Source organism: Lysinibacillus sp. GW823-FHT06C08, assembly GCF_058795135.1.
Genome location: NZ_JBXAHN010000009.1, coordinates 130,633 through 145,698, shown reverse-complemented (window position 1 = coordinate 145,698; position 15,066 = coordinate 130,633). Strand labels below are relative to the sequence as shown.

Sequence of the window (15,066 nt, the reverse complement as noted above, 5' to 3'; positions counted from 1 at the left end):
AAAAAAAAAGACAGCTTGGCACTTAATGCCTCACTGTCTTTCGTTCGAAATTATTTAGAGATAGAAACTCCCTCTTTTTTCTTCACAATAAATTCATCGTTTACATAATCAATGACAACATGATTACCCTTCTCCACATTACCTTTTAGTAATTCTTCTGATAATCGGTCTTCCACTTGTTTTTGTAGTGCTCGACGTAGTGGACGTGCACCGTATTGAGGGTCATAGCCCTCCTGTGCGATTTTTTCAAGCGCTGCATCGGTTAATTCTAGTGAAATATCTTGTTCTTTCAAACGTTTTGTTAGAGCATTCCCCATCATCGCAATGATTTCTTTTAAATGCTCTTTTTCTAATGAATGGAAGACAATCATTTCATCGATACGGTTTAAGAATTCTGGGCGGAATGCTTTTTTCAATTCTTCAAGCATCGTACTCTTCATATCGTTATGTTTAGAATCTGCGCCACCAACATTAAAACCAAGACTTTTTTGATATTTAAGTGCATCCGCGCCAACATTTGAAGTCATAATGACTACTGTATTGCGGAAGTCTACTACACGACCCTTAGAGTCCGTTAATCGTCCATCTTCAAGAACTTGCAGTAGAATATTGAAAACATCAGGGTGTGCTTTTTCAATTTCATCTAGTAAGACAACAGAATATGGTTTACGACGGACTTTTTCAGTCAATTGACCACCATCGTCAAAGCCTACATAGCCTGGAGGCGAACCTACTAAACGAGAAGTCGAATGTTTCTCCATGTACTCAGACATATCGACACGAATCATAGCATCTTCGTCACCAAACATCACTTCAGCAAGTGCTCTTGCAAGCTCTGTTTTACCAACACCTGTAGGACCTAAGAAAATAAATGAACCGATTGGTCGTTTTGGATCTTTAAGGCCCGCTCTTGCACGACGGATCGCACGTGAAATAGCTTCTACCGCTTCGCCTTGCCCTACAACGCGTTTGTGTAGCTCTTCTTCAAGTTGTAATAATTTCGAAGATTCTTCAGAAGCGATTTTAGCTACAGGAATTCCTGTCCACATCGATACAACTGCTGCAACATCATCTACAGTCACTTTGGACTCGGCCTTGCCTTGCTCTTCTTTCCAATTCTTGCGTGTAGCTTCAATCTCATCTTTAAGCTTTTGCTCAGTATCTCTAAGTGCTGCAGCCTTTTCAAACTCTTGACCTGATACAGCAGCATTCTTTTCCGAGCGAACATTTTCAAGCTTATCTTCAAGTGCCTTTAAGTTTGGTGGCACCGCAAATGAACGTAAGCGAACCTTTGAACCCGCTTCATCGATAAGGTCGATTGCTTTATCCGGTAAGAAGCGATCTGAAATATATCGATCACCCATTTTTGCCGCTGCTTCAATTGCTTCATCTGTAATTTTCACTCGGTGATGTGCTTCATAGCGGTCACGTAAACCTTGAATAATGAGAATAGCTTCTTCCACCGTTGGTTCATCCACTTGGATCGGTTGGAAACGACGCTCTAATGCTGCATCTTTTTCAATATATTTACGATATTCATCAAGCGTTGTCGCACCGATACATTGAAGCTCACCACGGGCTAAGGACGGTTTTAAAATATTTGATGCGTCAATCGCACCTTCTGCACCACCTGCACCGATTAAAGTATGCAATTCATCAATAAATAAAATGATATTGCCGGCTTGGCGAATTTCATCCATTACCTTTTTCAAACGGTCCTCAAATTCACCCCGATATTTTGTACCAGCAACGACAGTTCCCATATCAAGCGTCATCACTCGTTTGTCTCGAAGAATTTCTGGTACTTCATTATTAATAATTTGCTGTGCTAACCCTTCAGCAATTGCTGTTTTACCAACACCTGGCTCACCAATTAGGACAGGGTTATTTTTTGTACGACGCGATAATACCTCGATAACACGTGTAATTTCCTTGCTTCGACCAATAACAGGATCTAACGTACCTTCACGGGCAATTTGCGTTAAATCACGGGCTAAACTATCTAATGTTGGGGTATTCGCCGCTTGTGCCGCTTGTTGACCAGACTGCGCGTTATCATTATTTCCTAATAATAATAAAACTTGCTGACGTGCTTTATTTAAGCCTACACCTGCATTATTTAAGACGCGAGCTGCTACACCTTCACCTTCACGTATAAGTGCTAATAGTAAATGCTCAGTACCGATATACGAATGACCTAATTTACGTGATTCGTCAACCGATAGTTCAATTACTTTTTTCGCTCGTGGCGTATAGTGAACTATTGGACCAACATCTTCTTTCCCTTTACCGACTAATTCTTCAATACCAGCTTCAATCATTTGAGGACTAATATCAATAGCTTCTAACGCTTTTGCAGCAATACCGCCGCCTTCACGTATAAGCCCTAATAAAATGTGCTCTGTACCAATGGATTCGTGCTTCCAACGAATAGCCTCTTCCTGAGCAAGCTGTAATACTTTTTGCGCGCGTTGTGTAAAACGATTAAACATCATATAAATCCTCTCCTTTTTCCCCATTATTAGGCTTATTCGTGTGTGTTTGAAATAATGCCTCACGAAGCATTTCAGCTCGTACACGATCACGTTCAGCAGGCGGTAATGCCTCACCTGCATAATGCTGTAAAAAACCTGGTTGCATACTGACGACACACTCATTTAAAGTTGTTGCGAGTATACCGTCAATCAACTGTAGGTCGACTCCTAAACGAACATTCGAAAGACAGGTAGCCGCTTCCTCACTCGTTAAAATTCTTGCATACGTAAGGGTACCTAAAGCTCGATAAACTCGATCTTCTAAAGCCAGCTCGGCCTTTTCCATCAATCTACCTCTCGCGTGCCGTTCTTTTTGGATAATTTTTTCAGCAACACTTTGTATATCTGCTAAAATATCTTCTTCTGTCTTTCCAAGTGTAATTTGGTTGGACACTTGATAAACATTACCTAAATTTTCGCTTCCTTCACCATATATACCTCTTACGGTCATACCTAGGCGTGTCATCGCATTTATAATTTGATTCATCTGTCCCGTTAACGTAAGAGCAGGTAAATGCATCATCACAGATGCTCGTAGCCCAGTACCAATATTCGTAGGACAGCTTGTTAAATAGCCAAACGTATCTCGAAAAGCATAAGGTAATACCTTCTCTAGAATACGGTCAATTCTATTCGCTTGTTCATAGGCATTTTGAAGCTGGAAACTCGCTGTCATACATTGAATGCGTAAATGATCCTCTTCATTCACCATAATACTCACGGATTCATCTTGTGACAGAAGCACGGAGCCCACCTGCTCTTTTTTGGCAAGCTGCGGACTAATCAAATGCTTTTCTACAAGAATTTGACGTTGTAAAGGTGTTAGATCATTGATAGCAAAATATGCATAATCATTTTGAAGGGTTGGACTATCGCTTACTGCATGTGTAACTGCCTGTTCCACCTGTAAAGCCTCGTTCTCTGAAAACGATAGTGGAAAACGATAGCCATCTAAATTTCGAGCAAGGCGAATTCGTGTACTAATGACAATATCAGAATAATCGTCTTCGATACCCATCCAAGTAGGTGTCGCACGCTCTAAAAATGATTCAATTATCAAGACACATCACCACCTTCAAATTGTAGCTGCTTCTCAAGCTCTTTGACTTCATCTCGAAGCTTTGCTGCCTCTTCGAATTGCTCTTCATCTACAGCGAACTTCATACGTTTACGGATATCCTCTATTTGCTTTTTAATGACATACACATTGCTATGGGCACCAGGCATTTTCCCAATATGTTGGGGGCCCGCCTGTATGCGGTTAAAGAGCTTAGGTAAATGCTCACTAAAAGTGTCATAACAGCTTGGGCAACCAAACTTACCTTCTTTTAAAAATTGCTTATACGTAAATTCACATTGTGGGCATGTTTGCTGTTGTGGCTGTGTTTGTTGTTTTTCTCCTACCTTTTGCCATGTAGGTGAGCCAAACCAGTTTGATAATAACTGTTGTATGGAAACTGGCTCTTGTTTAAACTCTGCATGAAATGGATGGAACTGTGAGGCGCAGACGTCACAATAATGGTGCTCCACCTTTTGCCCATTTTGAACTTGTGTTACAGTAACTGTCGCATTACGTTGTTTACAATGTTCACATATCATTTCCATCACCTCACTATTTCTGTTGCTCATATTTTATAGTTGTCAGCATCGCCCGTAATATTTTTGCACGAATTATATCTCTTAGAGGGAGATGTAAATCGATTGTTGAGCGATCAATTGCTGCTAACATTAATTTCGCTTCTCGCTTTGAAATTACCTGCTCATCGATAAGTCGATATACTAAATCTTCTGCCATTGTTTGCGATGCTCCACCTTCAATATGCTGGAGAACATCGTCGATTAAATCAATCTGTGAATTCGCGCGGACACGTAAAATTCGAATGTATCCACCACCACCTCGCTTGCTCTCCACAAGGTAACCTCGCTCGGCGGTAAATCTTGTATTAATGACATAATTTATTTGTGATGGTACACATTGAAATTTGTCTGCAATTTCACTACGTTTTATTTCAATATGCCCTTCTCCACCTAATTCAAGTACTTGCTTTAAGTAACCTTCTATGATGTCTGATATATTACGCATTTTAGGAATACACCTCGCTTGCTTCACTGACTTTGACTATCTTTGACTTTCTTTGAGTATATTATACAAAACGCTTGAAAATAATTGCAATGATTTCGCCTAGAGAAAAATGAAAAGGCTAAAAAACTATATTCAAGCGTAGAAAATAGCACTAATTAGTCGTTATCGAGCATATCTTTTTGCTTCCTACACCTAATGTACCCTTTTTATCCATAGAAAAAACGCAAGAATATGCAACTAGCATATACTTGCGTCTATAAAAATTATACCCAACGACCTACAATTGGATAACGCCAAGGCTCATCAGTTAATGCTTTGACGATACCGATAATTGGTACTACAAATAGCATAATACCGAAAACAATTAAAAATGGAATGCCAATAATGAAAATGCTTAAGAATCCAGAAACAGCAAGTAAAATTGCCATGACAAGTTGGAAAAGAATAGCTTGAATAGAAATTGCCTTCACTTCCTCATCCGAACTAACTAAAAAGAAGATAATGGGAACTAACCATGGCGCAAAAAACGAACTTGCGTGTATGATTACTTTAGACCATTTACTCTCCATATATATCAACCCTTTCTTTATACGTTATCTATCGTTTTATGTACTACTATTTACGGAACTATACCCGTAATAGTTTCAATTTAAAGTGAGTTTTTTTAAAAATTTTTGAAAGGTCGTGATGAGAAATGGAATTCAACCACACATTAGCAAATGAATATGAAAAGGGGATTCGCCGTACTCTACCAAGCTATGATGCAATGCTTCGTTTAATACAAACTTTTTATCGTTCCACATTACATGAGCATGCGGATATATTGGTTGTTGGTGCAGGTAGTGGCAATGAAATTTTACAGCTAGCAGATGGAAGACCAAGTTGGTCATTTACAGGTATTGATCCGTCAGAATCCATGCTTGATATAGCAAAGGAGCGTCTCCAATCTTTACCGAATGATCTGTCATTCTATCAAGCAACCTTGCTGGATACCCATCTACCTGCTATAAAATTTGATGCAGCTAGTTGTGTACTCGTCCTTCATTTTATTCAAAGCTATGAAGATAAGCTATCGACCTTAAAAGAAATTTGGAACCATTTACAACCTGGCGCACCGTTTGTCCTAGTTTCGAAATACGGTCAACCCGGTACTATTGAAACGGAACTGCAATTCGATTTATGGCGTTCCTATTGGCTCCAACATACAAAGCTTTCCGTAGCTGATGTTGCAGAAATGGAAAAATCCATCCGGGCCCTGTCATTTATGCCCGAGGAAGCGATTTTAACATTATTACAAGAAGCAGGTTTTATAAAACCTTCTCGATTTTTTGCCACTACTTTGTTTGGTGGATGGGTATGCTTTAAAGAAGAACATTAAATATATTTTGTAGTAAAAACTTTGAGGTGAAAGCTGTGATAAGCACCATTGGCATTACAAAAAAACAACAATTACTAAAAGATTTCCCTTTGGAATCCATACATCAACAAGAATTCGAATGGTACTGGGTCGATTTTAATTGCCCTACTGCAGAGGAAGAATCTTTGCTAGATTCATTTTTTCATTTTCACCCACTAGCTATTGAAGATTGCTTAATGCGATTACAACGACCCAAACTCGATTTTTATGACGATTTCCATTTTTTCGTCATTCATCGATTAAACGAGCTGACCTTAGCTGCAGAAGAGGTTAATATTTTTGCCTCAAATAAGTATATTGTGACATTCCATAAGAACCCAGTTCCCGAAATTGAAAAGGTACAAAAGATGTTAGAAAGCCAGCCAAAAAACTGGGAACGTGGCACAGTCTACTTAACGTATCAAACCATTGATAAAATCGTTGATAGTTATTTTCCACTTGTTTATAAAATTGAAGATCATTTAAATGCACTTGAAGGCGAGCTTACATACCAAAGCAATGTAAATGCCATGAAGATTGTCTTCGAGTTTCGTAGTGATTTGCTCGATTTGCGGCGTGCCATTTTACCAATGCGTGACCTTTTATATCGAGTACTTAATTCTTACCGCTTTTCATTAAACAAATCTGAAAGAGCTTATTTTGGAGATATATACGACCATCTTCTTAAACTGACAGAAATGGTTGAATCAAATCGAGAGCTGACAGCAGATATGCGAGATAGCTATATGGCTATGAGCTCAAGCCGCATGAACGGCATAATGATGACTCTAACAATCGTCTCAACGATCTTCATTCCACTAACCTTTATTGCTGGTGTTTATGGGATGAACTTTGATAATATGCCCGAGCTGCATGGACGATACAGCTATTTTATTGTCCTCGGTATTATGATTATTGTTGTAATCGCTATGCTTACTATCTTTAAACATAAAGGCTGGTTTAAATTATTTAAGCCTTAATTCCCACAAAAAGCTGCTCGTTTAACAATCAAACGAGCAGCTTCATTTATTACTATTAGTAAGGACCTCGGTCGTCAATTTTATTGTCACCCTGCTGTGGGAATAAAAAGTATGCTAAAACCCCTGACCCTAGAGCGGCGCAAATTGTAATTAATAGCTGTTCAATATGTGGTACTTCCGCATAGTAGTTTCGTAGCATGTAAACGGAACCTATTGCAACAATGACCATGACTGGAATAACGAATTTAAAGCGTTTTTTCTCCATATAGTACCTCCTCCTATAATCTTTCACGTTCAATTTTTCTCACCTTAAACAGTTCGTATTTTACAGGTTTCCCAATTTAAATTCAAATTTACTTCGCCTCACTAATCGGACTGCCAATAAAGTAAAAAAATAAAGAAATAACCAAATTTTTAACCAAATATTCAGCAAATAATAGTAAAATAGATTTAATACCAATTATTTATCAAACTTACAGACCTAACAAATTCAGAAGTGCATTTTACTCACAATTATTATGGATATTAAGAATGGAGCAAACAATAATGAGTTGGTTTTCAAAAAACAGCAGTTCCAGCTACTCAATTACATTAACACCTGAAAATTTTAAGGGCCATGTACAATTAGATGTTTTAAGTCATCCAAACCTTCAAAAGCAATTACAGCTTTTAAATTTAACAATTGAGGATTTAGCCATTATTAAGCAACTACAACCGTTAGCTAAGGATCTAATTCCTGCAATGGTGGAGCAATTTTATGCAGCCATTAGCTTGAGCCAAGATTTAGTAGACATTATTAATAGAACCTCGCATATAGATCGTTTAAAAGTTACGTTACATAAGCATTTAAGCGATATTTTTGAAAGTCATATTAATGACGCCTATATCGCTGAAAGAAAAGCCATTGCTGAAACCCATGTTCGAATTGGCTTACAATCCAAATGGTATATAGCATCCTTCCAATCCCTTACTTCTACGTTCACAAATTTTGTGAATGAAGTGGATATCTCAAAGCATGATGCCATTCGTGCAATTAACGCGTTTTGCAAAATCATTAATTTTGAGCAACAGCTTGTGATCGAGGCATACGAAAAAGAGGAAGATCGTATTCGAACAGCCGCTGATCAAACGAAAAACGCCCTTGTTACGACAATTCAAAGTACAGCTGAGGAGCTTAACGCCATTAGTGAAGAGACAGCTGCATCGTTGTTAGTCATTTCCTCGCAAACGGATGATATTGCAGAGGCAACCAAGCAGGGATTAAGCTTCGTTGCAGATACACAGGAGAAATCAAGACGTGGGCAACATCAGCTGAAAGAGCAAAATGATTTAATCCAAGTTATTTTACAAAGTGTCAACAGCCTTGAGATAACTATGAATCAGTTACGTACCTCCTCTCAAAAAATTTCTGAGATTGTAGGACTTGTCACGGGCATTGCTGATCAAACAAATTTATTAGCTTTAAATGCGTCTATTGAGGCAGCTCGAGCAGGGGAACATGGAAAAGGCTTCGCGGTAGTAGCAGAGGAAGTACGGAAGCTTGCTGAAGAAACGAAAAATGCCGTGCAAAATGTGTCACATCTCATTAAAGAAACTGAAAGTAATATTACAACAATGGCAAATTCAGTTATTAATGTTGATCAAAAAATTCAACATAGCGTCAATACGCAAGAAAACCTATCTAAATCATTTAATGATATAGCTGATGCCGTATCCGGCATTCAACAACAGTATGTTCATACATCTAGAGATATTTCAGCCATTTCTAATTTAATTACTGAGCTATCACAAGGGGCTACACTTGTTTCCTCTTCTTCTGATTCACTTATTAATGTAGTTAATGAATTGAATATGTAATATAACAAAGGGAGCTTCACCTAAAGCGGTGGAGCTCCCTTTAACCTTAATGTGGCAATGCACGCTTTTGTTTACGATGCTCTCGTCTTGCAGGCCCTGTTTCAAATAAACGTTTTTCCTCATCTGTTTCAGGATAAATGGCAGGTACAGGTACCGGTTTTCCTTCTTCATTTACTGCAACCATTGTTACAAAGGATTCTGTCGTTAATTTTTCCTCACCAGTCTCTATATTGCGAGAAATAACGCGAACATAAACCTCCATTGAAGAACGTCCTGTAGAGGAAACTATACTTTCAATTTCAAGAATATCTCCTACATGGGCAGCCGATAAAAAATCAACTGAGTCTATTGAAGCTGTGACTACAAGTCCCTTCGCATGTTTCATCGCTGTAATAGCAGCAATTTCATCAATATAAGCTAACACTCTTCCACCGAAAATGGAATTGTGATTGTTTGTGTCTGGAGGTAATACGAGACGTGATTGAACCGTACGTGATTGGCTCATGGGTACAGCATTGTTTGTCATATTTCTTGTAACTTCCCTTCATGTATGTTCTTTCGTCATCGTATCGTAGAAAAAGAGCTTATGCAAATTTAGAACAATTTTTTCATCGTAATAAATTTCATGTCTGTCATTTCCTCAATGGCCCATTTAATTCCCTCTCGCCCATAGCCACTCATCTTCACACCACCATATGGCATATTGTCTACACGGAATGTCGGAACATCATTTATAATGACAGCACCTGCCTGTAATTCATCGGCTGCATATAAGGCATCTGGTAATACATTCGTGTAAATACCTGCATTTAAGCCAAGGTCCGACTCATTGACAAGTCGAATTGCGTCATCTAATGTTTCATATGAAACAATTGAGACGATTGGCGCGAAAGTTTCCTGACAAACAATTTTCATATCAGCCGTCACATTCGTCATAACAGTCGGCGTTAACGTCCGTTCTGTAAATACTCCTCCAGTTGCAATAACTGCTCCTTGTGCCTGTGCTTCTTCAATCCACTCTTTAATTCGTCCAACCTCATTCGGGTTGATCATAGCACTTACATCTGTGTTTTTATCTAAAGGATCTCCTACTACAAGCTTTTTAGTTTCCGCAACAAATGCCTCCGTAAATTCATCAATAATAGAAGAATGTACATAAATGCGTTGTAACGAAATACATACTTGTCCAGCAAAGTTAAAGGCACCGCTCACACACCGACTTATAATTTTAGTAAAAGGCGTCGATGGTTCGACAATGACAGCTGCATTAGAACCAAGCTCTAAAGTTACTTTACGTAAACCAACTTTTTCTTTAATGCCTAATCCAACTTTACCACTGCCTGTAAACGTCACCTTTTTGACGTGAGGATGTGTAACCAAAGTATCGCTAAGCTCACCACCACTTCCTGTCACAATTTGCAACGCTCCATCTGGCAAACCTGCTTCACGGAAAATCTCTGCCATAACGAGAGAACTTAATGGTGTTTGAGTTGCTGGCTTTAAAACAACTGTATTACCTACTGCAAATGCCGGCCCTAATTTATGGGCCACTAAATTAAACGGAAAATTAAACGGTGTAATAGCAGAAATTACCCCCAATGGCTCTCTCTTTGTCCAGCCTATACGATCTCCTGCTCCAGGTGCCGCATCCATCGGTACAGTTTCGCCTTTTGGTTGTTTGGCACCCTCTGCTGCAAATTGATAAGTGGCAATGGTACGATCAATTTCCGCTAACCCTGCCGTCAAAGGCTTTCCTGCCTCTAACGCTAAAATCTCTGCAAATTCTTCTTTTCGTTGTCGCATTAAATCGACAACTTTATATAAAATTTCGGCACGCTCGTAGGCTGTCGTCTTTTTAAACGAAAGGAATGCTTGCTGTGCACCATCGATTGCTCTCTCCACATCTTGTATAGATGCCTTTGCCACTTGAGCAATCACCTCACCACTATATGGTGATTTTAGCTCATAGCTTTCCTTTGCATCTTGCCATTGACCGTTAATCCACAGTTTTGTTTCCTTCATCCTTCAAATGCACCTCCAATAATTGTTCTCCCTCATTCTATCACGAAGAGCTCGAACTCGATGCAATAGCGGCTGCACTAACTGCCGCTATCATTGCAGCATGCTGAGCTTGAATTAATAATTCAATAGATGACATAATCGTCATAGACAGTGATTTTTGTACTTTCGCCATATCATAAATGGCGATTTGTACAGCCATAAAGAGAACAAATTCACGATGCCATTTTAATAATTTTAAATCCTTTAATTCATGATATAAATGTATAACTTCTTGCAATTGGTGATGAGTAAGATCTAGTAAGGCTAAAAATCCAAGTAAGGGATAATGCATGGCCTTTACTTTGACATCTTGATTTTTAAGCACATCTCGAATGGTCACGACATTGGGCACTAGTTGACGATCAAATTGTGGAGATAGGAAGGTTAATACTTGTGACAACCATTGCAGCTCATTTCCTGCATTAAAATTATATGTTCGTAATTCTTTATAATAGCGATTCATCGTTTCTGCACGTATTTCCACATCATCAGATGGACTACTTAGTAACACAGCGTATGGAATATCTTCATAGGATGTTAAAAATGGATGATGTTTACGAATGGCATCAAATAAAGCTCTAGCTGCATATGCATGCGCGTTTTTATCCTTTTCGTCCTCTGTCAAAAACTGAGCAGCAATATAACTAAAGTTACCGCTTCTAAATTTCGCTTCCTTTAATGCATTCACATTCGTTAATAAATTCATTACTGCTTTTTCAGCATCCGCATGCTCCATTAAATTAGCAGCTATGCTATAGCCTACCGTAGTTCTTAAGGGAGACATCCACGAGGATTGCTTCTTCATTTCCTGTAAAATATGTTTGTATTGGACCGCATCAAATGTTTTCCCTGACGCAACAAACGTACTAGCTATAGCTAAAACAATTTTACGATCCACTGTCCATCCCGCAGCCTTCGAAACATCTTCTACCGTATTTGTAAATTGATTTTCTATCATCACGTAATCCATATTTAGCACGCTCCTTTACCCATTTTACGTTACATAATGCGAGAAAGATTCATCCCATTTGTAACAATTAACATAAAAAGTAAACTTAATTTAATATATGTTACCCCATTTTTTTGATTTAATAGGAAATATTAAACAAATACGAAAGGAGGAACTACTGTTGATCGCAAAAACCACTCGGAAGTTAATATTTACCGTGACCTTAAAAGAACGTTTACAGCTATTTTTATTTTTACGAAATTCGTCTAACAATATAGCTTTACATACCCTTTTTTCTAAAAATTAATGCAAAAAGACAGCGGCAAAGTTTTTTGCCGCTGTACAAATGACTCGTTATATTAATCCTAGCTCCTGTAACTCCTCTGATGTGAAGGCTCTCGATCTTGTTAAAAAACGTTTTCCTTCAACGCCCTCTAATGAAAACATCCCACCTCTACCTTCCACTACATCCAGTATGATTTGAGTATGTTTCCAATAATCATATTGATTTTTATGCATATAAAATGGAGCTCCACCTATTTCGCCCAAACATATATCCTGATCACCTAATAGCAAGTCTCCGTCTGGATAACACATAGGGGAAGAACCATCACAGCATCCGCCTGATTGATGAAACATAACAGGCCCATGCTTCTCTTTTAATAGCTCGATGAGTGCCAGCGCTTCTGCCGTGGCTAATACACGTTCAATCACGCTCATGCACCTCCCTATGGATTAGAAGAAACCAAGTTTATTTTCGCTATAGCTAACTAATAAATTTTTCGTTTGTTGGTAATGAGATAGCATCATTTTATGATTTTCACGACCAACGCCTGACATTTTGTAGCCACCGAATGCAGCATGTGCAGGATAAGCATGGTAGCAGTTTGTCCAAACACGACCTGCCTCTATTTCACGACCGAAGCGATAGGCTGTATTAATATCTCTTGTCCAAACACCTGAACCTAAGCCATACAGTGTATCATTCGCAATTTCTAATGCCTCTTCTTTCGTTTTAAACGTAGTAACAGCTACAACAGGACCAAAAATTTCCTCCTGGAAAATACGCATTTTATTATGTCCTTTAAAGACAGTAGGTTTAACGTAGTAGCCATTTTCAAAGCCTTCCCCTACATTATTTTTCTCCCCACCGATTAGACATTCTGCACCTTCTTGCTTACCGATATCTAAATAAGAAAGGATTTTTTCCAGTTGCTCGCTTGAAGCCTGCGCTCCCATCATTGTGTTTGGATCAAGCGGATTACCAACTTTAATAGCTTCTACTCGTTGTAGTACACGTTCCATAAATTTATCATAAATAGATTCTTGAATAATTGCACGTGAAGGGCATGTACATACTTCCCCTTGGTTCAGAGCAAATAATACGAAACCTTCGACTGCTTTATCTAAAAATTCGTCGTCCTTATCCATAATATCCTCAAAGAAGATATTAGGTGATTTACCACCAAGCTCTAATGTAACTGGGATCAGGTTTTGAGACGCGTATTGCATAATCAAACGACCAGTTGTCGTCTCACCAGTGAAAGCAATCTTACCGATACGTGGATTAGATGCAAGCGGTTTCCCAGCCTCTAAGCCAAAACCATTCACAATATTTATGACACCTGATGGTAATAAATCTTCTATTAGTTCCACAAGCACCATAATGGATGCTGGTGTTTGTTCTGCAGGTTTTAATACGACACAGTTTCCAGCAGCTAGTGCTGGCGCAAGCTTCCATACAGCCATTAATAACGGGAAGTTCCAAGGTATAATTTGACCTACTACCCCTATTGGCTCATGGAAATGATAAGCAACTGTATCGTTATCAATTTGGCTTACAGAGCCTTCTTGAGCACGTAAAGCTCCAGCAAAATAACGGAAATGATCAATGGCAAGAGGGATATCTGCATTTAAAGTTTCACGTACCGCCTTACCGTTATCCCATGTTTCGGCAACGGCTAGCTTTTCTAAATTTTGCTCGATACGGTCCGCAATTTTAAGTAAAATGTTTGCACGTTCTGTCGGTGATGTTTTTCCCCACGCATCTTTAGCAGCATGTGCTGCATCAAGTGCCAGTTCAATATCCTCAGCTGTGGAACGTGCTACTTGTGTAAAAACTTGTCCAGTAACAGGAGTGACATTATCAAAGTATTGACCCTTCACTGGAGGTGTCCATTCGCCACCAATATAATTATCATATTTCTGTTTGAATTGAACGACCGATCCTTCAGTGTTTGGAAATGCATAAACCATTTTACTTCTCCCCTTTACACAATTTAATGAGACTATCTACAAAAAACATTATTTTATAGCGAAATAACCATATTTTCATAGAAATCCTCTCATCTAATATATTGTCAGAAACAAATAATAATTTCAACTTTTTAAAAAATTTTTCAAGCAATTTATTTTTACTAGAAAAGTATATAGAATTCACGGTTTGTATAACGTTAAGGTATACTTAAAAATAATATTAGATTTAGGAGAACAATATGCGTATTAATAAATATTTAAGTGAAACAGGCATTATATCACGTCGTGGCGCTGATAAGTGGATAGCCGAAGGAAAAGTTACAATTAACGGCGAACCTGCGACAGTTGGAAGTCAGGTTGAGAATGGCGACATTGTTTGCGTTGATGGAAAAGAGGTAAAGAAAGAACAAAAGCTTGTCTATATAGCTTTAAATAAGCCGGTCGGCATAACAAGCACAACGGAACGCCATATAAAAGGCAATGTCGTTGATTTTGTAAATCATCCTTTACGAATTTTTCATATTGGGCGTCTCGATAAGGAATCGGAGGGGCTATTGTTATTAACTAATGATGGCGATATCGTCAATAAAATTCTTCGCGCTGAAAACCATCATGAAAAAGAATATATTGTTCAAGTAGATAAACCTATAACAGAGCAATTTATTAACAAGATGGGCGCAGGTGTAGATATTCTAGATACAACGACCTTACCTTGTTATGTTGAAAAGATCTCAGACAAAGTTTTTAAAATCATTTTGGAGCAAGGCTTAAATCGTCAAATACGCCGGATGTGTTCAGCTCTTGGCTACTCGGTAAAGCGTCTACAGCGTATTCGTATTATGAATATTAAGCTTGGAAATTTAAAAGTAGGCCAATGGCGGGACCTAACTGATAAAGAGCAGGCAGAGCTATTCAAACTACTGAATTACACACCAAAATAAGTATAAGAG

Annotated in this window: 15 protein-coding genes and 1 pseudogene; 5 read left to right on the top strand and 11 right to left on the bottom strand. The window is 38.5% G+C overall.

All coding sequences use genetic code 11. The features are described 5' to 3' along the window. Positions 1–50: 50 nt before the first annotated feature. The 5 genes from AC1Q6O_RS19000 to AC1Q6O_RS18980 all read right to left on the bottom strand — a co-directional run bounded on the left by AC1Q6O_RS19000 (position 51) and on the right by AC1Q6O_RS18980 (position 5,186). Positions 51–2,495, bottom strand: a complete 2,445-nt coding sequence (locus tag AC1Q6O_RS19000; RefSeq protein WP_008180611.1) for an ATP-dependent Clp protease ATP-binding subunit — start codon at positions 2,493–2,495, stop codon at positions 51–53. After that, the gene (gene mcsB, locus AC1Q6O_RS18995) at positions 2,485–3,594 is read right to left on the bottom strand and encodes a protein-arginine kinase McsB (protein WP_089986402.1); all 1,110 of its coding nucleotides are present in this window, start codon (positions 3,592–3,594) and stop codon (positions 2,485–2,487) included. Before mcsB ends, AC1Q6O_RS19000 begins: the two co-directional genes overlap by 11 nt. Further along, positions 3,591–4,133 (bottom strand): UvrB/UvrC motif-containing protein, encoded by a 543-nt coding sequence (locus AC1Q6O_RS18990; protein ID WP_025116467.1) that lies wholly within the window; start codon positions 4,131–4,133, stop codon positions 3,591–3,593. The genes mcsB and AC1Q6O_RS18990 overlap by 4 nt, the downstream gene beginning before the upstream one ends. A gap of 13 nt (positions 4,134–4,146) precedes the next feature. Further along, complete coding sequence (locus tag AC1Q6O_RS18985; protein WP_025116468.1) at positions 4,147–4,617, bottom strand: CtsR family transcriptional regulator; 471 nt, start codon at positions 4,615–4,617, stop codon at positions 4,147–4,149. A 263-nt stretch (positions 4,618–4,880) separates the two neighbouring features. Then, positions 4,881–5,186, bottom strand: a complete 306-nt coding sequence (locus AC1Q6O_RS18980; protein ID WP_008180618.1) for a DUF4870 domain-containing protein — start codon at positions 5,184–5,186, stop codon at positions 4,881–4,883. A gap of 125 nt (positions 5,187–5,311) precedes the next feature. On the opposite strand from AC1Q6O_RS18980, the gene AC1Q6O_RS18975 reads away from it, so the two are divergent. Continuing rightward, a complete protein-coding gene (locus AC1Q6O_RS18975) occupies positions 5,312–5,995 on the top strand; it encodes a class I SAM-dependent methyltransferase (RefSeq protein WP_239355207.1) in 684 nt (227 codons plus the stop codon). Positions 5,996–6,030: 35 nt separating this feature from the next. Then, complete coding sequence (corA, locus tag AC1Q6O_RS18970; RefSeq protein WP_025116470.1) at positions 6,031–6,993, top strand: magnesium/cobalt transporter CorA; 963 nt, start codon at positions 6,031–6,033, stop codon at positions 6,991–6,993. Positions 6,994–7,048: 55 nt separating this feature from the next. Here corA and AC1Q6O_RS18965 read toward each other — a convergent pair whose 3' ends face one another. Continuing rightward, complete coding sequence (locus AC1Q6O_RS18965) at positions 7,049–7,258, bottom strand: hypothetical protein (RefSeq protein WP_008180623.1); 210 nt, start codon at positions 7,256–7,258, stop codon at positions 7,049–7,051. Positions 7,259–7,524: 266 nt separating this feature from the next. Here AC1Q6O_RS18965 and AC1Q6O_RS18960 point away from each other — a divergent pair. Together AC1Q6O_RS18960 and AC1Q6O_RS18955 are read left to right on the top strand one after the other, a co-directional pair. Then, positions 7,525–8,085 (top strand): annotated as a pseudogene (locus AC1Q6O_RS18960) (protoglobin family protein); the annotation flags it as partial. Next, positions 8,068–8,850: a methyl-accepting chemotaxis protein gene (locus tag AC1Q6O_RS18955; RefSeq protein ID WP_374189244.1), complete on the top strand. Its 783-nt coding sequence runs from the start codon at positions 8,068–8,070 to the stop codon at positions 8,848–8,850. The pseudogene AC1Q6O_RS18960 and the gene AC1Q6O_RS18955, both read left to right, overlap by 18 nt. Positions 8,851–8,896: 46 nt before the next feature. On the opposite strand, the gene AC1Q6O_RS18950 is transcribed toward AC1Q6O_RS18955, so the two are convergent. The 5 genes from AC1Q6O_RS18950 to adh form a co-directional block, all read right to left on the bottom strand. Then, positions 8,897–9,376 (bottom strand): acyl-CoA thioesterase, encoded by a 480-nt coding sequence (locus AC1Q6O_RS18950; RefSeq protein WP_089986405.1) that lies wholly within the window; start codon positions 9,374–9,376, stop codon positions 8,897–8,899. A gap of 68 nt (positions 9,377–9,444) precedes the next feature. Continuing rightward, the gene (locus tag AC1Q6O_RS18945) at positions 9,445–10,872 is read right to left on the bottom strand and encodes an aldehyde dehydrogenase family protein (RefSeq protein WP_492401971.1); all 1,428 of its coding nucleotides are present in this window, start codon (positions 10,870–10,872) and stop codon (positions 9,445–9,447) included. A 40-nt stretch (positions 10,873–10,912) separates the two neighbouring features. Beyond that, positions 10,913–11,881, bottom strand: coding sequence for a DUF4003 family protein (locus tag AC1Q6O_RS18940; protein ID WP_089986406.1), 969 nt, complete (start codon positions 11,879–11,881; stop codon positions 10,913–10,915). A gap of 333 nt (positions 11,882–12,214) precedes the next feature. Then, the gene (locus AC1Q6O_RS18935) at positions 12,215–12,574 is read right to left on the bottom strand and encodes a DUF779 domain-containing protein (RefSeq protein WP_036121675.1); all 360 of its coding nucleotides are present in this window, start codon (positions 12,572–12,574) and stop codon (positions 12,215–12,217) included. Between the two features lie 21 nt (positions 12,575–12,595). Continuing rightward, on the bottom strand, positions 12,596–14,116 hold the full coding sequence (gene adh / locus AC1Q6O_RS18930) for an aldehyde dehydrogenase (RefSeq protein ID WP_069483192.1): 1,521 nt from the start codon (positions 14,114–14,116) through the stop codon (positions 12,596–12,598). A gap of 239 nt (positions 14,117–14,355) precedes the next feature. On the opposite strand from adh, the gene rluF reads away from it, so the two are divergent. Beyond that, the gene (gene rluF, locus AC1Q6O_RS18925) at positions 14,356–15,057 is read left to right on the top strand and encodes a 23S rRNA pseudouridine(2604) synthase RluF (RefSeq protein WP_036121681.1); all 702 of its coding nucleotides are present in this window, start codon (positions 14,356–14,358) and stop codon (positions 15,055–15,057) included. Positions 15,058–15,066 lie beyond the last annotated feature (9 nt).